At 67.9% G+C, this 25,688-nt stretch carries 26 protein-coding genes; 6 read left to right on the plus strand and 20 right to left on the minus strand.

Annotation, left to right across the window (positions count from 1 at the left end):
- Positions 1-471 precede the first annotated feature (471 nt).
- From egtB to APZ15_RS04075, 5 genes are all read left to right on the plus strand, one after another.
- Positions 472-1,695, plus strand: coding sequence for an ergothioneine biosynthesis protein EgtB (gene egtB, locus APZ15_RS04055; protein WP_027788768.1), 1,224 nt, complete (start codon positions 472-474; stop codon positions 1,693-1,695).
- Positions 1,679-2,692 carry an L-histidine N(alpha)-methyltransferase gene (gene egtD / locus APZ15_RS04060; RefSeq protein WP_027788767.1) on the plus strand — a complete coding sequence of 338 codons (1,014 nt, stop codon included), beginning with the start codon at positions 1,679-1,681 and terminating at the stop codon, positions 2,690-2,692. The genes egtB and egtD overlap by 17 nt, the downstream gene beginning before the upstream one ends.
- A gap of 292 nt (positions 2,693-2,984) precedes the next feature.
- A complete protein-coding gene (locus APZ15_RS04065; RefSeq protein ID WP_027788766.1) occupies positions 2,985-3,290 on the plus strand; it encodes a hypothetical protein in 306 nt (101 codons plus the stop codon).
- A 37-nt stretch (positions 3,291-3,327) separates the two neighbouring features.
- A complete protein-coding gene (locus APZ15_RS04070; RefSeq protein ID WP_027788765.1) occupies positions 3,328-3,582 on the plus strand; it encodes a hypothetical protein in 255 nt (84 codons plus the stop codon).
- Between the two features lie 187 nt (positions 3,583-3,769).
- Positions 3,770-4,144, plus strand: coding sequence for a hypothetical protein (locus APZ15_RS04075; protein ID WP_027788764.1), 375 nt, complete (start codon positions 3,770-3,772; stop codon positions 4,142-4,144).
- Between the two features lie 254 nt (positions 4,145-4,398).
- On the opposite strand, the gene APZ15_RS04080 is transcribed toward APZ15_RS04075, so the two are convergent.
- The 17 genes from APZ15_RS04080 to APZ15_RS04160 form a co-directional block, all read right to left on the minus strand.
- Complete coding sequence (locus APZ15_RS04080) at positions 4,399-7,425, minus strand: type III restriction-modification system endonuclease (protein WP_027788763.1); 3,027 nt, start codon at positions 7,423-7,425, stop codon at positions 4,399-4,401.
- The gene (locus APZ15_RS04085; RefSeq protein ID WP_034195830.1) at positions 7,425-9,443 is read right to left on the minus strand and encodes a site-specific DNA-methyltransferase; all 2,019 of its coding nucleotides are present in this window, start codon (positions 9,441-9,443) and stop codon (positions 7,425-7,427) included. Before APZ15_RS04085 ends, APZ15_RS04080 begins: the two co-directional genes overlap by 1 nt.
- 350 nt (positions 9,444-9,793) lie before the next feature.
- The gene (locus APZ15_RS04090; RefSeq protein ID WP_027788761.1) at positions 9,794-10,924 is read right to left on the minus strand and encodes a porin; all 1,131 of its coding nucleotides are present in this window, start codon (positions 10,922-10,924) and stop codon (positions 9,794-9,796) included.
- Between the two features lie 281 nt (positions 10,925-11,205).
- Positions 11,206-11,883 (minus strand): response regulator, encoded by a 678-nt coding sequence (locus APZ15_RS04095; protein ID WP_027788760.1) that lies wholly within the window; start codon positions 11,881-11,883, stop codon positions 11,206-11,208.
- A 12-nt stretch (positions 11,884-11,895) separates the two neighbouring features.
- A complete protein-coding gene (locus tag APZ15_RS04100; RefSeq protein ID WP_027788759.1) occupies positions 11,896-13,263 on the minus strand; it encodes a sensor histidine kinase in 1,368 nt (455 codons plus the stop codon).
- Between the two features lie 88 nt (positions 13,264-13,351).
- Positions 13,352-14,209 carry an ABC transporter permease gene (locus APZ15_RS04105; RefSeq protein ID WP_088611334.1) on the minus strand — a complete coding sequence of 286 codons (858 nt, stop codon included), beginning with the start codon at positions 14,207-14,209 and terminating at the stop codon, positions 13,352-13,354.
- A 38-nt stretch (positions 14,210-14,247) separates the two neighbouring features.
- The gene (locus APZ15_RS04110) at positions 14,248-15,045 is read right to left on the minus strand and encodes an ABC transporter ATP-binding protein (protein ID WP_027788757.1); all 798 of its coding nucleotides are present in this window, start codon (positions 15,043-15,045) and stop codon (positions 14,248-14,250) included.
- 121 nt (positions 15,046-15,166) lie between these two features.
- Positions 15,167-16,171 carry an ABC transporter substrate-binding protein gene (locus APZ15_RS04115; RefSeq protein ID WP_027788756.1) on the minus strand — a complete coding sequence of 335 codons (1,005 nt, stop codon included), beginning with the start codon at positions 16,169-16,171 and terminating at the stop codon, positions 15,167-15,169.
- Positions 16,172-16,337: 166 nt separating this feature from the next.
- Complete coding sequence (fliR, locus tag APZ15_RS04120) at positions 16,338-17,120, minus strand: flagellar biosynthetic protein FliR (RefSeq protein WP_027788755.1); 783 nt, start codon at positions 17,118-17,120, stop codon at positions 16,338-16,340.
- 25 nt (positions 17,121-17,145) lie between these two features.
- The gene (fliQ, locus tag APZ15_RS04125; protein WP_021162238.1) at positions 17,146-17,418 is read right to left on the minus strand and encodes a flagellar biosynthesis protein FliQ; all 273 of its coding nucleotides are present in this window, start codon (positions 17,416-17,418) and stop codon (positions 17,146-17,148) included.
- 19 nt (positions 17,419-17,437) lie between these two features.
- Positions 17,438-18,199: a flagellar type III secretion system pore protein FliP gene (gene fliP, locus APZ15_RS04130; RefSeq protein ID WP_027788754.1), complete on the minus strand. Its 762-nt coding sequence runs from the start codon at positions 18,197-18,199 to the stop codon at positions 17,438-17,440.
- Positions 18,200-18,235: 36 nt separating this feature from the next.
- On the minus strand, positions 18,236-18,808 hold the full coding sequence (fliO, locus tag APZ15_RS04135; RefSeq protein ID WP_027788753.1) for a flagellar biosynthetic protein FliO: 573 nt from the start codon (positions 18,806-18,808) through the stop codon (positions 18,236-18,238).
- Entirely contained in the window at positions 18,805-19,296 is a 492-nt protein-coding gene (fliN, locus tag APZ15_RS04140; protein ID WP_021162235.1) for a flagellar motor switch protein FliN, read from the minus strand. The genes fliO and fliN overlap by 4 nt, the downstream gene beginning before the upstream one ends.
- Positions 19,289-20,287: a flagellar motor switch protein FliM gene (fliM, locus tag APZ15_RS04145; RefSeq protein ID WP_027788752.1), complete on the minus strand. Its 999-nt coding sequence runs from the start codon at positions 20,285-20,287 to the stop codon at positions 19,289-19,291. Before fliM ends, fliN begins: the two co-directional genes overlap by 8 nt.
- Before the next feature lie 22 nt (positions 20,288-20,309).
- Positions 20,310-20,846: a flagellar basal body-associated protein FliL gene (fliL, locus tag APZ15_RS04150; protein WP_049097223.1), complete on the minus strand. Its 537-nt coding sequence runs from the start codon at positions 20,844-20,846 to the stop codon at positions 20,310-20,312.
- 200 nt (positions 20,847-21,046) lie between these two features.
- Complete coding sequence (locus tag APZ15_RS04155) at positions 21,047-21,769, minus strand: LrgB family protein (protein ID WP_027788751.1); 723 nt, start codon at positions 21,767-21,769, stop codon at positions 21,047-21,049.
- 13 nt (positions 21,770-21,782) lie between these two features.
- Positions 21,783-22,259: a CidA/LrgA family protein gene (locus tag APZ15_RS04160; protein WP_027788750.1), complete on the minus strand. Its 477-nt coding sequence runs from the start codon at positions 22,257-22,259 to the stop codon at positions 21,783-21,785.
- Between the two features lie 140 nt (positions 22,260-22,399).
- Here APZ15_RS04160 and APZ15_RS04165 point away from each other — a divergent pair, with 140 nt between their 5' ends.
- Positions 22,400-23,326, plus strand: a complete 927-nt coding sequence (locus APZ15_RS04165; protein ID WP_027788749.1) for a LysR family transcriptional regulator — start codon at positions 22,400-22,402, stop codon at positions 23,324-23,326.
- Between the two features lie 23 nt (positions 23,327-23,349).
- Here the strand turns inward: APZ15_RS04165 and APZ15_RS04170 are convergent, their stop codons facing one another.
- The 3 genes from APZ15_RS04170 to APZ15_RS04180 form a co-directional block, all read right to left on the minus strand.
- Entirely contained in the window at positions 23,350-23,736 is a 387-nt protein-coding gene (locus APZ15_RS04170; protein WP_027788748.1) for a type II toxin-antitoxin system VapC family toxin, read from the minus strand.
- Complete coding sequence (locus tag APZ15_RS04175; RefSeq protein ID WP_027788747.1) at positions 23,733-23,981, minus strand: type II toxin-antitoxin system Phd/YefM family antitoxin; 249 nt, start codon at positions 23,979-23,981, stop codon at positions 23,733-23,735. The genes APZ15_RS04170 and APZ15_RS04175 overlap by 4 nt, the downstream gene beginning before the upstream one ends.
- 98 nt (positions 23,982-24,079) lie before the next feature.
- Positions 24,080-25,642, minus strand: a complete 1,563-nt coding sequence (locus APZ15_RS04180) for a DHA2 family efflux MFS transporter permease subunit (RefSeq protein WP_027788746.1) — start codon at positions 25,640-25,642, stop codon at positions 24,080-24,082.
- Between the last annotated feature and the right edge of the window lie 46 nt (positions 25,643-25,688).

Genomic DNA, 25,688 nt, shown 5'->3' on the forward strand with positions numbered 1-25,688 from the left:
GTTTGGCCGCGGACCCGGACGAAGGGCGGGGCGGTTCACCGTCGTGCCGGTCGCGGCGCACGCACACGTTCGTCAGACAAATCCGGGCATCTCGGGGCATTCACTCACGATCGCTGCGCGGATGTCATGGGGCGTCAGCAGCCCGCCAGCGCGGACCAGCGCGTCGTGCACGGCGTTCACGCCCGAACCGGCAGGCCTGCCCGGCGTGTCACGCGTGCGACACGCGCGCAGCCAACACTTTCATTTCTCTTTCGTTCGCGTTTCACCGGCATCCCGATTCGCAGCATTCACATTTCTGGACCATACTGTTCTGCACGGGCAGATGAAGTGACGCCGCATTCGCGGCCCGGCGCGCGCGCCGGCTGCCCGTCGACGCAGCAGCAGGTTGCACGTCAGCCGCGCGCATCATGCGCAAGGCTTTCCCTTTTCCGGCAACGCAACGCAGCGAATCGCGACGTGGACGGTAAACCGATGAGCCTCCTTGCATCACAGCTTCAGCGCCGTTACCAGGACGTGCGCACCCATAGCGTCGCGTTGACCGCGACGCTGTCCGCCGAAGACCAGGCCGTGCAGTCGATGCCCGACGCGAGTCCGACGAAATGGCATCTCGCGCATACGACCTGGTTCTTCGAAACCGTCGTGCTGATGCGCCGCGTGCCCGGCTACGCGCCGTTCGACGACGCATTCCAGTTCCTCTTCAATTCCTATTACGAAGCGCTCGGCCCGCGCCATCCGCGGCCGCAGCGCGGGCTGCTCACGCGCCCGTCGCTCGACGAGGTGCATGCGTACCGGCAATACGTCGACGACGCGATGCTGCGCGCGCTGGCCGGCGCCGATGCGGCGCTGCTCGATACGATCGCGCCCGAGATCGTACTCGGCCTGCATCACGAGCAGCAGCACCAGGAACTGATCGTCACCGACATGCTGCACGCGTTCTCGTGCAACCCGCTGAAGCCGGCGTTCCGGCCGCGCAACGGGACGGACGCGGACGCAATGGCCGCGGGCGATGCGGGCGCGCTGCACTGGCTTCACCAGCCGGGCGGGCTCGTCGAGATCGGCCACGACGGCGATGCATTCTCGTTCGACAACGAACGGCCGCGTCATACGGCGCTCGTGCGGCCGTACGAGATCGCGAACCGCCTCGTGACGAACGCGGAGTTCGCGGCGTTCGTCGCCGACGGCGGCTACACCCGCCCCGAGTTCTGGCTGTCCGACGGCTGGGCCACGGTGCAGCGGGAAGGGTGGCAAGGGCCCGCGTACTGGCTGCCCGACGACGACGATGCGGCCGCCACGCGCGTCCGTCGCACGTTCGGCCTGCACGGCATCGAACCGCTCGCGCCCGACGCACCGGTGTGCCACGTGAGCTTCTACGAAGCGGCCGCATACGCGGAATGGGCCGGCGCCCGCCTGCCGACCGAATTCGAATGGGAAGCCGCGTTCCCCGCCGAAGGCATCCGGCAGATGCTCGGGCACGTGTGGCAATGGACGCGCTCGTCCTACGAGCCGTACCCGGGCTTTCGGCCGCTCGCGGGCGTCGCCGCCGAATACAACGGCAAGTTCATGGTCGGCCAGCAGGTCCTGCGCGGCAGCAGCATCGCGACGCCGCCCGGGCACGAACGGCCGACGTACCGCAATTTCTTTCCGCCGGCCGCGCGCTGGCAATTCACGGGGGTGCGACTTGCGCGAGACGTCTGACCAGACGGCCACGAGCGGTGGCCAGCAACCCGCCCGCGATTCGCGGCCGAGCGCGTTCGAGCGCGACCTGATCGACGGACTGTCGCGCACGCCGCGCAGCATTCCGCCGAAATACTTCTACGATGCGGCCGGCTCCGCGCTGTTCGATCGCATCTGCGAACTGCCCGAGTATTACCCGACCCGTACCGAGCTCGGCATCCTGCGCGATCGCGCGGCCGAGATCGTGCGGCGCGTCGGCCCGCATGCGGAACTCGTCGAATTCGGCGCCGGCTCGCTCGAGAAGATCCGCGTGCTGCTCGACGCGTTCGCCGGCAACTATGCGAACGCGCCGGCGCGCTACGTGCCGGTCGACATCTCGGCGGACTACCTGCATGGCGCGGCCGCGCGGCTGCGGTCGGCCTATCCGTGGCTCGACGTCGCGCCGATCGCCGCCGACTACACGAAGGCCGAGCAACTGGCCGCGCTGACCGCGACACCGGCGCGGCGCATCGGTTTCTTTCCGGGCTCGACGATCGGCAATTTCTCGCGGGACGAAGCCGACGCATTCCTGCGCGATGCCGCACGGCTGCTGCGCGGCGGCGGCCTGCTGGTCGGCGCCGATCTCGTGAAGGACGCGCGCACGCTGCACGACGCGTACAACGATGCGCAGGGCGTCACCGCGCAGTTCAACCTGAACCTGCTGGTGCGCGCGAACGCGGAGCTCGGCGCGGATTTCGACGTCGACGCGTTCTCGCATTGCGCGTTCTACGACAGCGAGCGGCAGCGCATCGAGATGCATCTCGTCAGCGATGTCGCGCAGACGGTGCACGTGCGCGGCCACGCGTTCCGCTTCGACGCCGGCGAGCGCATCCACACGGAGAATTCGCACAAGTTCACGATCGACGGCTTCCATGCGATCGCGCGCCGCGCGGGATTCGCGCCCGATACCGTGTGGACCGACGCGGACAACCTGTTCAGCGTGCACTGGCTGCGCAGCGTCGACGATATCCGCGCGTAACGCCCGCTGTTGCGAACCGCTCGCGCCGCGCGGTGCGGGCGGTTCGCGTCCCGCGCACGCCGGCGAGCTCGATCGAATCGCCCGGTTTCGTGCCGAAACGCCCTTTTTACCGGCCCGATGCATTGCCGCAACGGTGTTTCGAGTACGGCCTCTCCCTTGTCCCGCAAGGCTTTGCAGGCATCCGTAAACGTCCGTTACCTGTCTCGCATACCCGTTTCACCTGTGTCTGTGTCCGGTGCCTAGACTCCGAACCGTATTCACATGACGCACGACACGTGCAGGGAGTCGCGAGATGAGCAAGAAACTTATTCTCGGTGCAGTTCTCGGTGTAGCGGCGCTGGCAGCTTCGGGCGTCGCGTCGGCCCACGTCGACCTGTCGGTCGGCATCGGCGTGCCGGGCGTCTACGCGGCGCCGGCACCGGTCTACGTCGCGCCGCCGCCGCCTGTCATGTACGCGCCGGTCGGCTACCGCGATGACGGCTGGCGTGACGATGGCTGGCGTCGGCGCGAATGGCGCGAACACGAATGGCGCCGCCGTGAATGGCGCGAGCACGAGTGGCGCGACCGCGGCGGCTGGCGCGGCGGCCGCTGGGACTAAGCGGCCCGGCTGATCACCACGAGAGGAGAGTGACAACATGATGCCCATTCGTCACATCAGGCTGTGTGCCGCCGCCGCTGTCGTGGCGCTCGCAACGATCGGCAGCGCGCATGCGGCGGGCTGCATGAAGGGTGCGGTGGTCGGCGGGGTCGCCGGCCACTACGCGGGGCACCACGCGGTCGTCGGTGCGGTCGGCGGCTGTATCGTCGGCCACCACATGGCGAAGAAGCAGGCGCAGGAGCAGGCCGCGCAGCACAAGGCCGCCGCGCAGGGCGTGCAGCCCACGCAGTAAGCACTTCACCACCGGGGCGGCGCCAACGCGCCGCCACCGCCTGCTTCGTTCCCCGTTCATGCAACACCCGGATTGATCCGACGAATGTGCGCCGCGCGCATCGTTACGATCATTTACAACGTCGTGTGGCGCGAATTTGGCGCGTTCATAGAATGCAGTCACACGAACGCGCTCCAGGGAGCACAAGATGAAACAGCAACGATATCTGTCCGTATTGACGGCCGCGCTGCTCGCGCTCGGCTCGGCGTCCGCCTACGCGGCGGCCGGCGGCAATGGCGGTGGCAACGGTGGCGGTCATGGCGCAGGCGGCTCGGGCGGCAACGCGGGCGGCATGTCCGGCGGCCACATGAGCGGCCAGGCGCTGAGCAACTCGAACGGCATGCACGCGGGGGACCGCGACAAGGGCCTGTCGCGCGCAGCCGACCGCTCGGATACGATCGCCGATCGCGCCGGCGTGCAGCCGGGTCATGGTCACACGCATGGGCATGCGCATGGCCATGCCGCGCATGCGTCGACGTCCACGCATCGTTCGCATCACAACGCATTCGGCCGCACGCTGTAAGCGCGGCACACGCATGCGGGAGAAGGGCGCTTCGGCGCCCTTTTTTCATCGAGGCAACGCATCGCCGCCGTCGCGCGGAAACGTCGTGCCGACCCGATTTGCAACCAGCCGTAACCGCGTCGTACTCATGCAGGAATGCGGATCGCCCTCACGCGGATGACGGAAGAGAAACCGGCGCGTGAAGAGGGCGCGGCGAGGGTGTCCGGCACGTTCACCAAGGCAGAAAAAAGGGCGGCTCATCGCCGCCCTTCGTATCACCGCCCGGCGCCTGCCAGCGGCACCGCAGGTTCGAACAACGCATCGGCCTGCCTGACGCGCACGAAGCGCGCCGCGCCGTCACCGTCCACCAGTGCACGGAAATGCGCTTCGCCGCACGCGAGCTTCGCACGCTCGTGCTCGCTCGGCACATGGCCGTCCGTATTCGGCGTATCGACGACGAAGTACAGCCGCTCGCCGCCGTCCTGCTCCGCGAGCACGGCCCAGTCCGGGTGATAGCTGCCGAGCGGTGTCTGCACGCGGAACCACGCGGGCAGCTTCGCGTACAGCTTCACGCCGTCGTGCGCCTCGAGCGCATCGGCGAACGCGCGCTCCGCGTCCGTCTCGCACACGACCGCTTCGTGGATCGACTTCCGCGCGTCGGGCCGCAGGTTGCGCAGGTAACCCGTCAGCGCCTCGCTTTCGAACGATTCGAGCGCATGCACGTGGCGCTCGCCGAGCTTGCGATACGCGATGCCCGCGACGAGCGCGAGCCGCTTGCAGCGGTTGATCGCATCGGCTGCGACCGCGATGAACTGCTGCGGATTCACGCGAAAATCGTCGAGCCGGCCGCTGTCGGCCAGGATCGTTGCAAGCGAACGGCGCGTGAGTTGCGTGCGGTCCTGCAACTCGGTGAGCAGGTCGGGCAGCGGCAGCTCGCCTTCGTCGAGCAGCACCGTACCGGCGCCGGCCACCTCGATCGCCTCGATGCCGGCCTTGCCGATATCGATCTCGGCCTTGCGCCACTGCAGCCGGGCGCGCGCGATGTCCGGCGCGTCGTGCAGCGCGGCCGCGCAGTCGCGCACGAGCTTCGCGTTGTCGAACTCGACGCGGTACACGGTGCGATGACGGATGCGGTCCCACAACGCGCGGAAATCCTCGCCGAACACGACGGCCTTGCCCGACGCATCGCGCCGCAGCGCGATCGCACGGCGCTCGTCCGCGTTGCGCACGGCAAAACGGCCCGACAGCTTGCGCAGCGTCGCGACGATCGGCGCGCGCAGCATCTCGAACGCCTCGGGCAGCACCAGCGCGCTCTGGCGCAGCGCATCCTTCAGCCGGTCGAGCACCTTGCCCTGCGCATCGACGTAACCCTGCTCGTGCAGATGATTCCACAGCACGCGCGACAGCTCGATGCCGAGCGCATGCGCGGGCGCGTCGCCCTCCTGGACGGGCAGCGCCGCGAACTGGTGTTCCTCGACGATCCCGAAACGGATGCCCGTATCGGCCTCGATTTCCTTCTGCAGGTTCTCCGCGAACGACTCGTAGCGCTCGGTCGCGATCACGGTGAGCGTGTTCACGCCCGGGTCGCGCACGCGTTCGCCGTCCTGGTCGACGGCGAGGCGCAACCCGCGGCCGAGCGTCTGGCGGCGCTCGCGCTCGGTCTGGATGTCGCGCAGCGTGCAGATCTGGAACACGTTCGGGTTGTCCCAGCCTTCCTTCAGCGCCGAGTGCGAGAAGATGAACTTCAGCGGCGTGTCGAACGACAGCAGCGCTTCCTTCTCGCGCATGATCAGGCCGTACGCGCGTTCCGCGTTCTCGCGGGCCGCCGCGCTGCTTTCGCTCGTATCGGTCCAGCCGCCCTTGCGGTCGATCGAGAAGTAGCCGTTGTGCGCACGCTCGACTTCGAGTGCGACGTCGACGCCGTCGAACAGCGCACGGTAGGCCGGCACGCGCGCCGCGCGCGCATATTCCTCTTCGAAGATCAGCGCGTAGTCGCCCTTCACGGGCACACCGTTCTCGTCGTAGCGGCGATAACGCTCGACCGAATCGACGAAGAACAGCGACAGCACCTTCACGCCGCGCTCCGCGAGGCGCAACTCCTTGTCGAGATGCTCGCGGATCGTGCGGCGGATCATCTCGCGCTGCACGGCGAGCGTATCGATGTCGCCGAACGCCTCGCCGAGCGACAGGAACGCCTCGCCTTCCGGATGGCGCAGCTCGACGTACTCGGCGCCCTTCACCGCATGCACCTCGCCGATCCGCAGCCCCGCATACAGCGCGCGCCGGGTCAGGCGTTCGAGATCGTCGCCGTCGGTGGCCGTCACGATCTGGCGCTTCACGCCGGCCGCCGTCGCGACGTCGAGCTCGACGCGCGCGCTGATCGCGCCGCGCCGGTTCGACACGCCGACGAGCCGCACATACGGCTTGTTGTGCGCATCCTCGACGATCGCCGACGCGATCTCGATCTGCTTCACGAGCTTGCGTTCGTAAGCGTCGACCGCGTCGAGCCGGTACACCATGTGGTGACGGTCGACGTGCGTGGCCGAATAGCGCAGCGTGCAGAGCGGCGCCATCGCGGCGAGCGCTTCGCGCCCGCGCCCCTCGAGCCCGCCGTCGACGCTTTGCGGCTCGTCGACGATCACGATCGGCCGCGTCGCGCGGATCAGGTCGATCGGCTTCTCGCCGCCGGTCTTCTCGCTGTCCTTGTAGAGGTTGTTGATTTCCTTCTTGTTGATCGCGGCAACCGTCATCACCATGATCTGGATCGCCGCGCTCGCCGCGAAGTGGCGCACCTGGCCGAGCTTCGCGGAGTCGTACAGGAAGTAGTCGTACGGCACGCCCGCGTACAGCGCGCGGAAGTGATCCTCGGTGATGGAAAGCGTCTTGTGCACGCCTTCCTTGATCGCGATCGACGGCACGACGATCACGAACTTCGTGAAGCCGTAGCGGCGGTTGAGCTCGAAGATCGTGCGCAGGTACACGTAGGTCTTGCCGGTGCCGGTCTCCATCTCGACGGTGAAGTCGCGCGAGCCGGGCAGGCCGGACGGCGGCAGCCCGCCGCGCAGCTGCACGTCGGCGAGATTGCGCGCGAGCGCGTCGTCGGTCAGCGACAGCCGGTTGCCGACGCCCTGTTCCGACACCGCGAAGCCGAGCGAGCCTTGCGCGGCGGCCGTCGTGCCGGGCGCGGCGTTCGCGAGCACGCTGAAGTCGCCGCGATACGATTCCTGGCCGCGAAACAGGTCGCAGACGGCGTCGATCGCCTCGCGCTGGTAGTCGAGATCCGCTTCGAAATGCAGCCGCATCACAGGCTCCGCACGCGCTTCACGCCGTGCTGTTCGAGCAGCGCGGCGAGATTGAGCTTCGCGACGTCGTCGACGAAGCCGCTGTCGCGGAACAGGCACGTGACGTCGTGCGTCGTGCCGGTCGCGTCGAGCAGGTCGACGATGCCGTCGGCGAGCGGGCCCGCGTCGTCGCGCGTGATGCGCGCATCGAAGCACGCGACGATCGCGCGGCCGATCAGGTGCACGGTCTTGCCCGCCACCTGGTGATGCTCGACCGGCGTGCACAGGTCGAGGCCGAGCTTCAGCGTCAGTTCGGCGAGCAGGTCGTCTTCGGTGCGGCCGGTCTTCACGTGCTCGACGGATGCGAACAGCGCATGGTCGAAGTCGTCGCGGCGCGGGTCCCACTCGATCACGTTGGTCGTGTCGAGCCGGTACACGCGGAAACCGAGATCGCCATAGCTTTCCGGGTAATCGCGCGCGACCTGCTGCGCGGCGCGGCGCAGGCGTTCCTTGGTGATTTCGGCGAGCGTCAGCGGCTTTTTCAGCTTCGCGCAGAAATCGGCGGCCGCCAGCTGCGTCTTGTCGCGGCGGTCGAGCGCCTCGGGCAATTGCACGAGCACGTAGCGGCGCGCGCCGCCGTCGGTCGCGTTCACCTGCATCACCGCGTGGCCGGTCGAGCCGGAGCCCGCGAAGCAGTCGAGCACGATGTCGTCGCCGCGCGTGCACCAGCCGATCACGGCCGCCGCGAAATCGACCGGCTTCGGCAGGTCGAACGGGATGCCGAGCGTCTTCAGGAGCGCGTCGTCGGAGCCGGCGAACGGCAGCACCGACGGCACGTTCTCGTACATGTTCTCGTCGAGGTAGTAGATCCGCTGCGGCTGCGTGGTTTCATCCGCGCCGAACTCGATCTGGCCGCGCTCGATCAGCGCCTGCATCGTCGCGGGCGGGTTGCGCCAGCCGCGCGCCGGCATCGCGCACGGCTTGCCGGTGACCGGGTGGATCAGCGGCGTGAAATACTCTTCCGGCGCCTTCTTCTTGTTCGGCCAGGCCATCGACACGAGACGGTACACGCGCCCGTCGGCCGACAGCCGGTCGTACATCACCTCGCCGCCCGACAGGTTGGTCTGCGCCTTCATCCACGCGCGGTACGCCTTCTGCGCGTCCTTCGCGTTGCCGCTGCGGTACACGGCGTCGTGCGCGGCGTCGAGCATGCGCTGCGCATTGCGCTTCGGGCGCTTGAGCGGCGCCCGTTCGAGCAGCGTCTCGGCGTTGCGCGCGAACAGCACCAGCGATTCGTGCTGGTACGCGACGCCGCGTGCGTCGCCCTTCGGGTTGCGCTTGTCCCACACGGCGACGCCCAGTTCGTTCTCCTCGCCGAAGATCTCGCGCAGCATCAGCACCAGCGCGTGCACTTCGTGCTCGTCGATGTGCACCGCGATCAGCCCTTCGTCGGACAGCAGCGCGTGCGCGAGCTTCAGGCGCGGATACATCATGTTCAGCCAGTCGGTGTGGAACCGGCCGTTCGCCTCGGTGTTGGTGCTGCGCTTCACGCCGCCCTGGGTCTGCCCGGTCATCGCCAGGTAGTGGCGGATGCTGTCGCTGAAGTCGTCCGGATAGACGAAATCGCTGCCGGTGTTGTACGGCGGGTCGATGTAGACGAGCTTCACCTTGCCGGCGTAACTCTTGTGCAGCAGCTTCATCACGTCGAGGTTGTCGCCCTCGATCACGAGATGGCGCGTGTCGTCCCACGCGACGCTGTCGTCGGGGCAAGGGCGCAGCGTACCCGTCGACGGCGTCAGCGCGGCCTGGCGCGCGCTGCGCTTGCCGTGCCAGTGGAAGCCATAGCGCTCGTCGGCGTCGCCGACCGTGCGTTCGCCGATCAGCGCCTTCAGCACGTCGACGTCGACCGACGCGCCGTCGGGGCCTTCGGTCACGAGTTCGGGGAACAGCGCCTTCAGGCGCGCGACGTTGTCAGCGGTGAAATCCGTCGACATCGCCTGCGGGCTGGCCGCATCGAGTTTCTGCATCGTCTTTTCCATCGGAGCCCGGCCGTGCGCGCCAGGACGTCGGGCGCGCTCACGGCACCGGCGGCAATGGCCGCCCGGGCAAACCCGAAACGCTAGCGAGTCGGTCGGCGCAGGTCAAGCGCCGATGTGGGCCGAACGTACGTGCATCGGCCGCGATCGCCCGCCGGACGGGCCGCAAGCGGATTCGGGCCCGTTGTCGCCCGGACCGGCCGTCGGCCGCTGCGCGGGCGTCCGGCGGCAGTCCGGAAAGGACGAAAAAAGGGCACGGTCGGCGCAAAGCGCCGGCGTGCCCGCATGGAGAATCCCGGACGGAAGGTACGGCGGGGCCCGATGGGCCCCGCACCGGATGGCCGGCCCCGAGATCAGAAACGCGTACGGATGCCCGAAGTCAGTTCGAGCTGGTTCTTCGCGCCGAACGTCGACGCCGCCGTGTAGCCGCCATGCAGCTTCATGTAGTCGCCGGCCAGGTACACCTCGGTGCGCTTGCTCAGGTGGTAGAACACCGACCCGTAGATCGTCTCCTTGAAGCCGTTGGCGACGCCGTTGGTCAGGCTGAACGCGCCGAGGTTCGCGTTCGGCGTGAAGCCGTCCGCGTTGTTCGCGGCGTTCTTGACGCGCATCTGCTGGTAGCCGAGCTCGTAGTCGAGCGCGCCCTTCGGCGCGATCTTCATCGACACCGTCCACGAATCGTCGTGGCGCTGGCCGAGCGAGCCCTGGTCGCCGTTGTAGCGGAAGTAGCCGGCATTCAGGCGCACGATGTCGAACGTGTAGTTGCCGCCGACCGAGAACGTCTGGTTCCTGAAGCCGCCGTGGTTCACGTGGTTGTAGAAGCCCGACACGTTGAACGGGCCGCCGTTGTAGCCGAGCGCGACCTGGTACGCGGAGCCGGTCGCGAACTGCGTCGAGTTGCTGAACTGGTAGCCGGCGCTCGCGAAGATGCCGTTGCCGAACAGCTTCTTCCACGCGATGCCGTTGTTGTAGCGCGTGCCGGTCGGGCCGGCCGCGTAGAAGATCATCTGCTTGAAGTTGTTCGAGTTGGTCCAGCCGCCTTCCTCGGTCGACAGCCTCGCGGAACCGTACGCATCGCCGTAGATCGCCGCCGAGTCGCGCGCGATCGTGTTCTGGAAGCCGGCCGTCAGCTTGCCGAAGCGCTCGTCCTCGACGCCCACCCATGCGTCGCGGTCGAAGATCTGGCCTTCGTCTTCCATCTGGCCGTTCGCGACCACGAATTCGCTTTCGAGGCGGAAGATGATCTTCGTGCCGCCGCCGATGTCTTCGGCGCCTCGCAGGCCCCAGCGGCTGCCGCTGAACCACGGCTCGCCTTCGTTGCCCATCCCGATCACATGCTTGCCGTTCGCGTCGGCGTGGGTCCGGTAGGTCGGAAAGCTCAGGTCCATCAGGCCGTAGAGCTGCACGCTCGACTGCGCTTGCGCGTGGGTGCCGGCGCACAGGCCTGCCGCCGCGATGGAAAGGGCAAGGGTTTTTCGTTTCAAGATCGTCTCCTCCGAGCTGCCGCATTGAAATCTGTTCGTTGGCAGTACGAAATGTATGCCGGATGTTGACGGCCACAGCGAGGGGGCCGACATCTCGCATCGTAGAGGGGGCAATCCTTCACGCCGCTTTCCCGGACTCGGGAATCGGATCGGTGAAAACACCGAACGCGCAACGATCACGGCGCGGGCGCGCGTGCACAAGCGGGCCTGCTGGGCATCCGGCTGGCCTGGTCAACCTTTCGTGCTACGAATCGACGTCCGGTGCGGCGGGTGCGTGCCCGTCAGTCGTGCGCGCTCTTCATGCGCAGGATGTAACCCAGCCCGCGCAGCGTGATGATCTCGGCCGTGCTGCCCGCGAGATGCTTGCGCAGCCTGTGAATATAGATGTCGATCGCGTCGGCGCTCGGCTCGTCGTCGAGCGCGAACACGCTGTCCATCAGCCGCGCCTTCGATACCGTCTTGTTCTGCTGCAGCATCAGCGTCTCGAGGATCGCGTGCTCGCGGCGGCGCAGCGCGAGCACCGTTTCGCCGCAGCGGAATTCGCGCGTGCCGAACGCATAGACGAGATCGCCGCACACGAGCTGCGTCGTGCCGACGCCGGCCTGCCGGCGGATCAGCGCGCGAATCCGCGCAACCAGCTCGCGCGACTCGAATGGCTTCACGACGTAATCGTCGGCGCCCGCGCCGAAGCAGTCGACCTTGTCGTCGACCGAGCCGTGCGCGGTCAGCATCAGAACCGGCACGTTGTCGTTGCGCCGCCGCAGCCGCGCGAGCACTTCCTTGCCGCTGATGCCGGGCAGCCGCATGTCGAGCAGCACCGCGTCGTAGCGTTCGGTCTTCAGCACCGTGTCCGCGCGTTCGCCGTCGCCGACGCTGTCGACCGCGAAATCCTCGCCGCGCAGCAGGTTCACGATCCAGTGCGCGAGTTCGGCGTTGTCTTCGACCAGCAGGAGTTTCATGACGACATCTCTTCAATCGTAGGCGGGCAGCCGTACGGTTACGACAATACCGCGATTGCCGGGCCCCGGCGCAAGCGACACGCTGCCGCCGTGCGCCTGCGCGATCTCGCGGACGATCGCGAGCCCGAGGCCCGAGCCCTCGGTGTCGGCCGACACGCGGTAGAAGCGCTTGAACACGTGCGGCCGCGCCTCGGCTGGAATGCCGGGGCCGTTGTCGATCACGTCGAGCACGATCGCGTCGCCGTCGCGCCGCGCGGCGACCGTCACGCAGCCGCCCGGCTGCGTGTAGCGCACCGCGTTGTCGACGAGGTTCATCACCAGCGCGGTCAGCAGGCTGTCGCTGCCCGCGACGTCGAGCCGCTCGCCGAGATCGGCGCCGAGGTCGATGTCGCGCCGCTGCGCGAGCACGATCGTTTCCTCCAGCACGCTCGACACCACGGCCGCGAGATCGACGCGATGGGTCAAGAGCGTCGACGGCGTCGCTTCCGCATGCGCGAGCAGCAGCAGCTTGTCGGTCACGTCGGCCATCTTGCGGCTGCTGCGCTGCATGCTGTCGAGCACCGACGCGAGTTCCGCATCGTCGTGGCCGCGCCGCTGCGCGTACTGGATCTGCGTGTCGAGTACCGCGATCGGCGTGCGCAGCTGGTGCGCGGCGTCCGCGATGAAGCGGCGCTGCGTGGCCGTATGCGTATTGAGCCGCGCGATGCACTGGTTGATCGCGTCGACGATCGGCCGCAGCTCGTGCTGCAGCCGCTCGGGGCGGATCGGCTCCAGCTCCATCGGCCCGCGGTCGGCGACATCGTCCTTCAGCTTCATCAACGGGCGCAGCTCGAAGGTGAGGCCGAGGTAGACGAGCACCACCGCGAGCATCAGCATCAGCGACAGGCGCACGAGCTGCGGCCGCCAGATCGTGGCGACCATTGCGTTGCGCGAGCGGGTCGTTTTCGCTACGACGACCGTGACCGTCTCGATCTGCCCCTCGTCGTAAAGCTGGCGATCGTAGGCCGCCGCGCGCAGCGGCACGCCGTCGAGCGACGTGTCGTACAGCGTCGGCTCGATGCCGTGCCGTGCGGGCACGTCGAGTGCCGGCGTGCCGGCCAGCAGGCGGTCGTGGCCGTCGATCACCTTGTAGAACACCGAATCCTGCGACGGCGATTCGAAGATCTCCAGCGCGGCCGGCGGCACGTCGGCGACCGGCAGCCCGTTGCGCCATTCGACGTCCTCGCCGATCGTGCGCGCGGATGCGACGAGCGCGCTGTCCTGCACGAGCGCGGCCGTGGTCCGCGCGGTGTCGTACGACATCGCGCCCGCGATCAGCACGAACACCGCGAGCGGCAGCAGCAGCCACCACAGCAATCGCCCGCGCAGGCTGTGCGCCATCCTGTTGCGCTCCTTCTCCGGAATGCCGAACCGCGCCGGGAGCGCCGGCGCGGTCGGAAGTGTCATGTCAGGCGTGCGCCGGCGGCGTTCAGAACGCCGCGGGCCGCCACTTCAGCAGCCGCTTCTCGAGCCAGGTCAGCAGGTAGTCGGCGGCCAGCGCGACCACGGCCAGCACGATCATCGCCGCGAACACGCCGCTCGCGTTGAACGCGCCCTGGGCGGTGGAGATTAGCAAACCGATGCCCTGCTTGGAACCCAGGAATTCGCCGACGACCGCGCCGACCAGCGCGAAACCGAAGCTCACGTGCAGGCTCGCGAGAATCCACGAGAGCGCGGACGGGATCACGACCGACGTCGTGATCTGCCGGCGCGACGCGCCGAGGATCTGCGCGTTCGCGATCAGGTAGCGGTCGGCTTCGCGCACGCCCTGGAACGCGTTGCCGAACACGACGAAGAACACCATCACGACGGCCAGCGCGATCTTCGACGCCATCCCGAGGCCGAGCGCGATCACGAAGATCGAGCCGAGCACGACGCGCGGAATCGAGTTCGCGATCTGGATGTACAGGCCGAACACGTCGGCCATCAGCTTGTTGCGGCCGAGCACGATCCCGCAGATCACGCCGGCCACCGAGCCGATCAGGAAGCCGATCGTGGTTTCCTCGAGCGTCACCCACACCTGCGTGAGCAGCGGCCCTTGCGACGTGCCGTTGACGAACCAGTCCTGGATCTGCGCGAAGATCAGCGTCGGCTGCGAGAAGAAGAACGGGTCGATCCACTTGAGCCGCGCGGCGAGTTCCCAGCCGCCGAGCACGACGACGAGCACCGCGATCCGCAGGCCGATGATCAGTTGCCGGCGGCGGCGCAGCCGGGTTTGCGCGGCGCGCGACTCGTCGTCGAGCGACTTCGCCGGGATGGCGGTGGGGGGAAGCGTCATGTCGGTCATGCTCCTGTCCTTGCTGTCCTTGCCGTGCGGCGTATGCGTCAGCCGATCTGCACTTCTTCGCGCAGGTCGTGCCAGATGTCCTTGGAAATTTCGATGAAGCGCGTGTCGTAGCGGATCTCCGACGTGACGCGCGGGCGCGGCAGGTCGATCTCGTACACACGCTTGAGCGTCGCGGGGCGCGCGGTCAGCACGAACACGCGGTCGGCGAGCGCGATCGCCTCCTCGAGATCGTGCGTGACGAACACGACCGAACCCTTGTTCGCGGACCAGAGCTGCAGCAGCTCGTCCTGCATCAGCGTGCGCGTCTGCATGTCGAGCGCGGAGAACGGCTCGTCCATCAGCAGGATTTCCGGCTGGTTGATGAAGGTCTGCGCGAGCGCGACGCGCTTTCTCATCCCGCCGGAGAGCTGGTGCGGGTAGTGCTTCGTGAACTTGTCGAGGCCGACCTTGCGGATCCATTCCTCGGCCTGCGCATACGCGACGTCCTTCGAGCGGCCGCGAAACAGCGGGCCCGCCGCGACGTTGTCGATCACGTTGCGCCACGGGAACACCGCGTCGGCCTGGAACACGAAGCCGATGCGCGGGTCGATCCCGTCGACCGGGCGGCCCATCACGCGCACTTCGCCCGACGCGGGCTTGAGCAGCCCGGTGATCAGGTTCAGCGTCGTCGACTTGCCGCACCCGGTCGGCCCGACGATCGCGATGAACTCGCCGCGCGCGACGCTCATGCTGAAGTCGCGCAGCGCGACGGTGGCCTTGCCTTCCGGCGAAATGAAGCGGCACGACACGTTGCGAAACTCGATCGCCGGTGTGCTCGGGGAGACTGCCTGGTTCATCGCATTCGTCCTGCGGGTGAGGAGGGCGCCGCACCGTGGCGACGCCGGGCCGGTCAACCGGGCCGGAACGGGGCACGCAAGGCGGCGGGATCGCCGCCGCCCGCGCCGCTATCGGGATCGATCACTTCGCGTTCACGAAATCGTTCGTGTAGGTGCGCGCCAGGTCGATATGCTTGCCCTTCACCGACGGGTTGAACGCCGACAACACTTTCAGCACGGTGGCCGGGCCGTCGGCCGGCATCCTGCCGTCGGCGGTGTACATCGGCAGCGACGCCTTCAGCGCGCTCACGTACAGCCCCTTGTCCTTCTGATAGTCGGCCGGCATCTTCGCGGCGATTTCCTCGGCGCTGTGCGTGTGGATGAACTGCATCGTCTTCGCGAACGCATGCGCCAGCCTGGTCGCCTGCGCCTTGTGCGAATCGGCCCAGGCCGACTGCACGTACAGGCTCGCGGCCGGGTAGGTGCCGCCGAGCGCCGCGCGCGTGCCTTCCAGCGTGCGCAGGTCGACCAGCACCTTCGCGTCGCCCATCTTCTCGAGCGCGGATACCGTCGGCTCGGTCGTCATGCCGGCGTCGATGCGGCCCTGCTTGATCGCGGCGATGAAGCTCGCGTCGGCGCCGACCGGCAGCATCGTGTACTGCGTCGACGGCACGCCGTGCTGCAGCGCGAGATATTGCGTGAGGAAGCTGGTCGACGAGCCGAGGCCCGTCACGCCGAGCGTCTTGCCCTTCGAATCGGCCATCGACTTGAAGGTCGGCGCGGCCTTGGTCGACACCATCTCGACTTCGCCCGGCACCTGGCCGAACACGGCGATCGCCTTCACGTCCTTGCCCTTGCTCTGCAGGTCGATCGTGTGGTCGTAGAAGCCGACGACGCCCTGCACGGCGCCCGCGAGCAGCTCGTTTTCCGCGTCGACGCCGGCCGGCTGCGACAGCAGCTCGACGTCGAGCCCTTCGTCCTTGAAGTAGCCGAGTTCCTGCGTGAGCCGCGCGGGCAGGTAGATGAGCTTCGCGATCCCGCCGACCATGATCGTGATCTTGCCGCCGTCGTCGGCGAGGGCGGGGTGGGCGGCAAGCGCGCAGCTCAGGCTGGCTGCCACGGCGAGGGTGCGCAGGATGGGTCGCATCGGGTTGTCTCCGTTCGTTGTATTCGTCAGGCGCGATGCTTGCTGCATCGTTGCGACGAGTATAGGGACGTGAAACCTTCCGCAACCTTTCGCGGGACAGTGGAACCTTTAGGGGTTTTCCAGCAACGGGGGGCCGGAACAGGCGGCCGACGGGGGCGGGATGCGCTCAGCGCCAGCCGGTCAACACCCTTCCCATCGCATCGAGCCCCATGTCGAACAGGTGCGACACGAACGGCACGAGGTTCGGCACCATCAGCTGCACGAGCAACAGCCCGACGAGCATCGTGACGGGAAAGCCGATCTGGAACACGCCGATCTGCGGTGCCGCGCGGTTCAGGATGCCGAGCGCGAGGTTCGTGATCAGGAGCGCCGCGACCACCGGCAGCGAGAGCAGCAGCCCCATCTCGAATACCGTCGTGCCGAACGCGGCGAGCGTGCGCCAGCCGGGCGCGTGCAGCAGGTCGGCCGACACCGGCAGCGACTGGAACGACGCGGTGAGCGCGGCGAACACCTGCAGGTGGCCGTCCACCGCGAGGAACGCGAGCATCGCGACCGCGTTCAGGAAGCGGCCCATCACGGGCGTCGCGCCGCTCGTGTGCGGATCGAAGAAGGTGGCGAAGCCGAGCCCCATCGACAACCCGATGAAGTCGCCGGCCGCCTCGACGGCCGCGAACACGATCTGCATCGTGAAGCCCATCGCGGCGCCGATCAGGAACTGCGTGACGAGGATCCAGATGCCCTGCGCGGAAAACACGGTGACGTCCGGCATCGCGCCGAGCGTCGGCGCGACGACCAGCGCCATGAACGCGGCCAGGCCGATCTTCACGCGCGCGGGCACCGATGCGTGGCCCACGACGGGCGCGGTCGCGACGAGCGCAAGCATCCGCACGAACGGCCACAGGAACGCCGTGAGCCAGCCGTTGAGCTGCGCGTAGGTAACCGAGAACATCGCCGCCGGATCGTGCGCGCGCGGCTCAGCCGACGCCAAGCGTCGCGACGTGCAGCAGCGTCTGCCGCAGGTAGTCGAGCATCGTCGTCATCATCCACGGACCGGCGATCACGAGCGTCGCGGCGACCGCGAGCAGCTTCGGGATGAACGACAGCGTCGCTTCGTTGATCTGCGTCGCGGCCTGGAACAGGCTCACGACGAGGCCGACCGCGAGCGCGACCAGCAGCAGCGGGGCGGAGAGCAGCAGGCCGACCATCATGGCCTGGTGCGCGAGGGTCATCACCTGTTCGGGCGTCATCGTGCGTTTCCTCCGCGGCTTACGTGAAGCTCTGCGCGAGCGAGCCGATCAGCAGCTGCCAGCCGTCGACCAGCACGAACAGCATCAGCTTGAACGGCAGCGACACGGTGGACGGCGACACCATCATCATCCCCATCGACATCAGCACGCTCGCGACGACCATATCGATGATCAGGAACGGGATGAAGACCGTGAAGCCGATCTGGAAGCCGGTCTTCAGCTCGCTCGTGACGAACGCGGGCACCAGCAGCGACAGCGGCACGTCTTCCGGGCCCTGCATCGGCGCGGCCTTCGAGATCTTCGCGAACAGCGCGAGATCGGTCTCGCGGGTCTGCTTCAGCATGAAGGTCTTGAACGGCGCGACGCCGCGCTGCACGGCCTGCTCCATCGGCATCGAGCCGTCGGAAAACGGCTTGTAGCCGTCGTTGTAGGCCCGGTCGAGCACCGGCGACATCACGAAGAAGGTGAGGAACATCGCGAGGCCGACGAGCACCTGGTTCGGCGGCGTCGTCGCGGTGCCGAGCGCCTGGCGCAGCAGCGACAGCACGATGATGATGCGCGTGAAGCTCGTCATCATCAGCAGCATCGCCGGCAGGAACGACAGCATCGTGAGCAGCAGCATCGTCTGCACGCTCAGCGAATAGGTGGTGCCGCCGTGCGGGCCCGGGCTCGCGTTGAACGCGGGCAGGCCGTTCGCCTGCGCGCACGCGAGCGCGGGGGCGAGGCAGAGGATCAGCACGGGCGCGAAGCGCGCCGCGCGATGCAGGAATGCGTGTTTCATCGAAATGCGGGGTCGGAAAGAGGGCGCGGCGCCATGTCAGCGGTCCTTGCCGCGACCGAGGCGCTTCGCGGCTTCGCCCGCGAGCGCGTCGCGAAACCGCGAGCCGAACGTGCCGGGCAGGCCGCCTTCGGACGGCGCGGCGCCGGAAGGTGCGCCGGTCGAGGCGGTCGTCGCGCCGGCCGCCGCCGAACCGGCCGGCAGCGCATGCAGCAGTCGCACGTTGCCCGGCGCGACGCCGAGCACGAGCCAGGTGTCGCCGATCTCGACGATCGTCGCGCTTTCCTTGGCGCCCACCGCGACGCTCGACACGACCTTCAGCGGGCCGCCGCGGCGCACGTGCTGGAAGCCGAAGCGGCGCGCGAGCCACGCGCACGCGAACACGAGACCGATCACGACCGCGAGCCCGACGAGGGTCTGCAGCACCGCGCCGATGCCCAGCGACGGCGCGGCCGAACCGACGGTCACGCTCGACGCGATCGCCCCGGCGTTGTTCACCGCGTTCATGTCGGCGGCACCGGCCGGTGCGCACGCGAGCGACGCCGCGATGGCCGCGACAGCCGCCACCGCGCTCGCGACGCGCGCACGGCGGCCGGGCTTCGCCACGTTCATCGATTCAGCTTCCGGATGCGTTCGGCCGGCGTGATGATGTCGGTCAGGCGGATGCCGAACTTGTCGTTGACGACCACCACCTCGCCCTGCGCGATCAGGCAGCCGTTCACGAGCACGTCCATCGGCTCGCCGGCCATGCCGTCCAGCTCGACGACCGAACCCTGCGCGAGCTGCAGCAGGTTGCGGATCGCGATCTTCGTGCGGCCGAGCTCCACGGTCATCTTGACCGGGATGTCGAGGATCATCTCGATGTCGTTGTGCGTCGAGCTGGCCGCGGCCTTCGACAGCGGCTGGAACACGCCGGCGCCCGTCGCGCCCGGCTGCACCGGCTGCTGGTTCTGCTCGGCGAGCGCGGCGGCCCAGTCGTCCATGCCCGGATCTTCCTCCGCTGCGGCCGGCGCCGCCTGCGCGGCGGCGGCCGAGGCCGCGAGGGCCGCGTCGGCCATCGCTTGCGCGTCGTCCTCGGGCGTCTGGTTCAGCTCACTCATATCCACCTTCCTTCATCGAGTCGCCCGCGCTGATCATCTTCTGCACGCGCAACGCATATTGACCATTGAAAATTCCGTAGCCGCATTCCATCACCGGCACGCCGTCGACCTTCGCGGTGATCGTGTCCTCGATCTCCAGCGGCAGCACGTCGCCCGCGCGCAGGTTCAGGATCTTCTCGAAGGTCGACGAGATCTCGGCGAGATTCGCGGTCAGCTCGACCTCGGCGGCCTGCACCTGCTGCGACAGCACGCGCACCCAGCGGCGGTCGACTTCGAGCGCCTCGCCCTGGATCGGCGATGCGAGCACGTCGCGGATCGGCTCGACCATCGAGTACGGCATGCAGATGTGCAGCGTGCCGCCCGTCGGCCCGAACTCGATCGAGAACTGCGTGACGATCACGATCTCGTTCGGCGTCGCGACGTTCGCGAACTGCGTGTGCATCTCCGAGCGCACGAATTCGAACTGCAGCGGCCGCACGCTCTTCCACGCGGTCGTGTAGTGCTCGAACACGAGGTTCAGCAGCTTGCCGATGATCCGCTGCTCGGTGGCCGTGAAATCGCGGCCCTCGACGCGCGTGTGGAAGCGCCCGTCGCCGCCGAACAGGTTGTCGACGACGAAGAACACGAGGTTCGGGTCGAACACGAACAGCGACGTGCCGCGCAGCGGCTTCACGTGCACGAGGTTCAGGTTCGTCGGGATCGGCAGGTTGCGGGTGAACTCGCTGTACTTCTGCACCTTCACCTGGCTGACGGAGATTTCCGCCGTGCGCCGCATGAAGTTGAAGATGCCGATCCGCAACAGGCGCGCGAAGCGGTCGTTGATGATCTCGAGGCCGGGCATCCGGCCGCGGACGATCCGCTCCTGCGTCGCGATGTTGTAGGGGCGGACGCCCGACGTGTCGCGCTGCTCGTCGACTGCATCGGTTTCGCCCGTGACGCCCTTGAGGAGGGCATCGACCTCCTCCTGGGACATGAACTCCTGGTGGCCCATACGCGCTCCTTTCGCGGCCGCGTTACTGGACGACGAATTCGGTGAACAGCACGTCGTCGACCTTCGCGCGCTGGTTGCCCGGCTGCGTCGGCTGCTCGATCAGTTCCCGCAGTTCCTTCGCGAGCGAACGTTTGCCGTCCGGCGTCGCCAGATCCTCGGGATGCTTGTTCGACAGCGCGAGCAGGATCCGGCTGCGGATCTCGGGCATCCGCGCGGTCAGCTGCTCCTGCGCCTTCGGGTCGGTGAGCTTCAGCGACAGGCCGACGCGCAGGTAGTGCTGCGCGCCGTCGTCGGACTGCAGGTTCACGGTCAGCGGGTCGAGCGGGAAGAACACCGGCGCGGCCAGCGGCGCCGGCTCGGCGGGCGCGCTCGCATGGCCGACGCCTTCCTTGCTCAGGAACACGTACATGCCGCCGGCTGCGGCGGCCGCCGCGCCCAGCGCGATGACGGCGATGAGCGCGATGCGCTTGAACTTGCCGGACGAAGCCGGCTTGTCGGCGGTCGGGTTTGCGGTCGTGGAGGCCATGTGGATGCGTGCGTGATGTCTCGTAGCATGCATTGTTCGGCATCCGGGCCGAGCCTGATGGGCGGAAAAGAGGGGGGATTTGCGGCTATCTCAGCCGATTGTCGGCCGGCGCGGCTCGGTGCAGGGCAGGAACGGCGGGGGAAACCGGCCGGGGGCGGCGGGCCGGCGCTCCGTCGGGCGGGAAAGGCGAGGAGCGGTGGGGCGGGCGAGCCGTGGCGCCCGCCCGGACAACGTCAGATCGGCAACAGCGACAGCAGCGGCGCGATCAGCACCATCGCGACGCCCGCGATCATCATCGTGAGACTCGACACGACGCCTTCCTCGCTGCCGATCTCGCGCGCCTTCGCGGTGCCCACGCCGTGGGCGGCCGCGCCGAACAGCGCACCGCGCGCGAGCCGCGTGCGCATCGGCACCAGCGCGAGCACGATCTCGCCGAGCAGCATCCCGCAGATGCCGGTCGCGATCACGAAGAGGGCGGTGAGGTCCTTCGGCGCATGGATCTTGTCGGAGACGGCGAGCGCGAACGGGGTCGAGACCGAGCGCGTCATCAGCGAGCGCTGCAGCTCGGGCGACAGGTGCAGCAGCTTCGCGAGCAGCAGCGAGCCGCACACGCCCGCGCCGATCCCGACCGCGACGCCGACCGACAGCGACAGCCAGTGGCGGCGGATCAGGTCGCGATAGTCGTAGATCGGCACCGCGAACGCGATCGTCGCCGGGCCGAGCAGCCACATCAGCCAGCGCGTGTCGCGGAAGTAGACCGAATACGGGATGCCGGTCAGCAGCACGAGCAGCACCAGCACGCCCGGCACGAACACGAGCGGCGAGAACAGCAGCGTCTTCCTGTACGCGTAGAGCCGCTTCGACGCGAAATACAGCGCGACCGTCAGCACGAAGCAGCCGACGGAAATCGCGGTATTCACCTGGTCGACGGACAGGCTCGACAGCAGCGGCAACATGGCAGGCTCCGGCTCAGTGGGCGGACACGGTGGCGAGGCGCGCGCGGCGGCGTTCGGCGAACACGCGCTGCGCGGCGAGCCGGCGCTCGAGCTTCGCGGCGAGGTCGACCGCGACGGCCACCGCGACCATCACGAAAGCGGTGCCGGCGAGCATCACCAGCGCGATGCGCCAGCCGTCCTCGCGGAACAACCCGCCGTACTGCACGGCCGCGACGGCGGCCGGCACGAAGAACAGCAGCATGTCGGACAGCAGCCAGTTCGCGCCGTCCTTGACCCACGCGGGCGCGACGCGGCCCGAGAACAGCAGCACGAGGAGCACCGCGAGGCCGATCACGCCGGACGGAATCGGCAGCCCGATCCTGCGCACGGCCCAGTCGACCGCCATCCACAGCACGCCGAGCGCGGCGGCCTGCAGCACGATCCGGCCCGTGTGCGCGATGCTGCCCGAAGCGGCGGGGCGGGCGGCGGCGGTAGCGGTCGTCTTGGTCATGGCAGGCTCCATACAGATATTGCGTCGATGGGAGGAGTATAGGGTTTCCCCTAACCATAAATAAAATGACTTGTCTCTATCCTTATCATTCCAATTCGGAATTCTGATTGAGTTTGTTGCACCAATCTGGGGAGTGATCGATGGAATTGCGCGCACTGCGGTACTTCGTCGAGGTGGTTCGCCAGCAGAGCTTCACGGCGGCCGCCGACAGGCTGTTCGTGACCCAGCCGACCATCAGCAAGATGGTGAAGGCGCTGGAGGACGAGATCGGTTCGCCGCTGCTGCTGCGGGACGGTCGACAGATGGTGCTGACCGACGCGGGGCGGATCGTGTTCCAGCGCGGCCAGGACGTGCTCGCCGCGCAGGCGCAGCTGCAGTCGGAGCTGAACGATCTCGGCACGCTCGGGCGCGGCGAGCTGACGATCGGCATCCCGCCGCTCGGCGGCTCGCTGTTCACGCCGATCATCGCCGCGTACAAGCAGCGCTACCCGAACATCGAGCTGAAGCTGTTCGAGCAGGGCGCGCGGATGATCGAGGCCGCGCTGACGTCGGGTGAACTGGAACTCGGCGGGCTGCTGGAGCCGGTGGATCCCGGCACCTTCGAACGGCTGCCGATGGTGCGTGCGCCGTTGTGGCTCGTCGCACCGCGCGAGTCGCGCTGGGAGGATCACGCGGCCGTGCCGCTCGCGGATCTCGCGCGCGAGTCGTTCGTGTTCTACGCGGAAAGCCTCGCGCTGCACGACGCGGTGCTGGACGCGTGCCGGCAGGCCGGCTTCACGCCGTCGATCGTGAGCCGCAGCGGCCACTGGGATTTCATGGCCGCGCTCGTGCATGCGGGGGTCGGCATCGCGCTGCTGCCCGAGCCGTATTGCCGGCGGCTCGACGCGGGCCAGTTCACGTGCCGGCCGATCGTCGAGCCGGAAATCACGTGGGCGATCGCGCTCGGCTGGCTGAAGAAGGGGTATCTGTCGCACGCGGCGCGCGCGTGGCTCGACGTCGCGCGGGCGACGCTGCCCATCGCGCCCGGCGACGATCTGGCGTTCGGCGGGTTGCGGGCGAGGGCGTGACGGCCGGGCGATGCCCGGCGCACTCAGACGTGCCTGATCGGGCCCGGATAGCGGGCGACAGTATGGTCGTGCGTAAGCAGCGTAATGCCTTCCGAGATCGCCTGCGCGACCAGGAGACGGTCAAACGGATCTCGATGGATCGACGGCAGTTGTTCGACTGCAAGTGCGTGTGCGCTCGTGATCGGCAATTCCACGTAGCCGACATCGAGGAGATTGCGACGGAGCACGTTTGGGTCCACCTGGAAATCGTCGCGATCCAGGCCACGCTTGATGACGATCTCCCAGAGGCTCGCGACGCTGAAAAGCGGTGTACAGGCGGGATCCTCGATGAGCGCACCGGCGCGGGCGGGCAGTTCGGCCGCACCGGCTGCCGCCCAAAGAAGCAGGTGTGTATCGAGCAGCAACTTCATGCGTCACCCTCGAACAGCTTGCCGATTTCGTCGCTCCCCATCGTGTCGAAATCGTCCGGAACACGGATCTGCCCCTTCATGAAGCCGATCCGGCTCGGCCGGACGGGATCCGGCGTATCGATCGGGACCACCTTGACGAGCGGCTTGCCCGCTTTCGCGATCACGAACGGTTCGCCGGCATGAACGGCTTCGTCGATCAAACGCGACAGGTTCGTCTTCGCGTCATGCATGTTGTAGGTGTGCATCGCATTCCCCAATTGAACTAAGTTCAAATATTTCGTTAGCTTAGTTCAATCAAGCAAATCAAGCAAGGCCAGCCCCTCCGCCGACAGCCCCACCGATTTCAATGCCCCATCGCCGGCCCCGCCCCCTTCCTCGGCTTCGTGATCCACACGAGCGCCGCGAGCGCGCCGAACATGAAGGCCGACAGCAGGAAGAAGTCGTTGGTCGCCATCATGAAGCCCTGCTGCGTGACGAGCTGGTTGAGCTGCGCGTTGGCCGTCTGGCCGACGATGCCGAGCTGCGACAGCGCGCCCTGGTAGTCGGTCGTGCTCTGCGCATACACGCTCACCGATTCCGACAGCCGCGCGTGGTGGTAGATCGCGTCGTTCTCCCAGAACGTCGAGCTGGCCGCGGTGCCGATCGCGCCCGACAGCGTGCGCAGGAAGTTCGACAGCCCCGACGCGCTCGCGAGCCGCTCGTCGGAGATGCTCGACAGCGTGATCGTCGTCATCGGCACGAAGAAGCACGCGACGCCGATCCCCTGCACGAGACGCGGCAGGATCACATGGTTGAACGGCACGTCGAGCGTAAACGTCGAGTTCCAGATCGACACGCCGGCGAACACGATGAACGCGAAGCTCGCGACCATCCGCAGGTCGAGCCGGTGCATGTTGCGGCCGATCAGCGGCGACAGCACGAGCGCGAGCAGCCCGACCGGCGCGGTCGCGAGGCCGGCCTTGCCCGCCGTGTAGCCCATCACCGTCTGCAGCCAAAGCGGGAAGATCACGACCGAGCCGAAGAACGCCATGAAGCCGAACGAGATGATCAGCGCGCCGAGCGCGAAGTTGCGGTCCTTGAAGAGCGACAGGTCGACCACCGGCTCCTTCTCGGTCGCCTCCCACACGAGCATGAACGCGAGCGACACGACCGCGATCAGCGCGAGTGCGACGATGAACGTCGAGTTGAACCAGTCGCGGTCCTTGCCGAGGTCGAGCATCATCTGCAGGCACGACACGCCGATCACGAGCAGCGCGAGGCCGATCGCGTCGATCCGCTGCTTCGTCGTCTTCGTCTCGCGGCCGCGCAGCAGGAAATACGCGCAGGTCGCCGAGAAGATGCCGATCGGCAGGTTGATGTAGAAGATCCACGGCCACGTGTAGTTGTCGCTGATCCAGCCGCCCAGCAGCGGGCCGAAGATCGGCGCGACGATCACCGTCATCGCCCATAACCCGAGTGCGAGCCCGCGCTTCGCGGGCGGGTAGCTGCGCATCAGGATCGTCTGCGACAGCGGCACCATCGGCCCCGACACGAGGCCCTGCAGCAGCCGGAACGCGATCAGCGTCTCGAAGTTGGTCGCGAGGCCGCACAGCGCCGACGCGATCGTGAACGCGAGCACCGACAGCGTGAACAGCCGCACCTCGCCGACGCGCCGCGCGAGCCAGCCGGTAAGCGGCACCGCGATCGCGGACGCGACCGAGTACGACGAGATCACCCAGGTGCCTTCGCTCGTCGCGACGCCGAGGCTGCCCGAGATGGTCGGCACCGCGACGTTCGCGATCGACGTGTCGAGCACTTCCATGAAGGTGCCGAGCGCCAGCCCGACGGTGAGTAGCGCGAGTGCGCCGCCGGACAGCGGCGCGGGTTCGGCGGCGGGGGAGGCGGCGGATGCCGTGGTGGCGGACATCGAAATCTCCTAGACGCGGCGCGCGCGACGCGCCGGCACAACGCAC

Source organism: Burkholderia cepacia ATCC 25416 (assembly GCF_001411495.1).
GTDB lineage: Bacteria > Pseudomonadota > Gammaproteobacteria > Burkholderiales > Burkholderiaceae > Burkholderia > Burkholderia cepacia.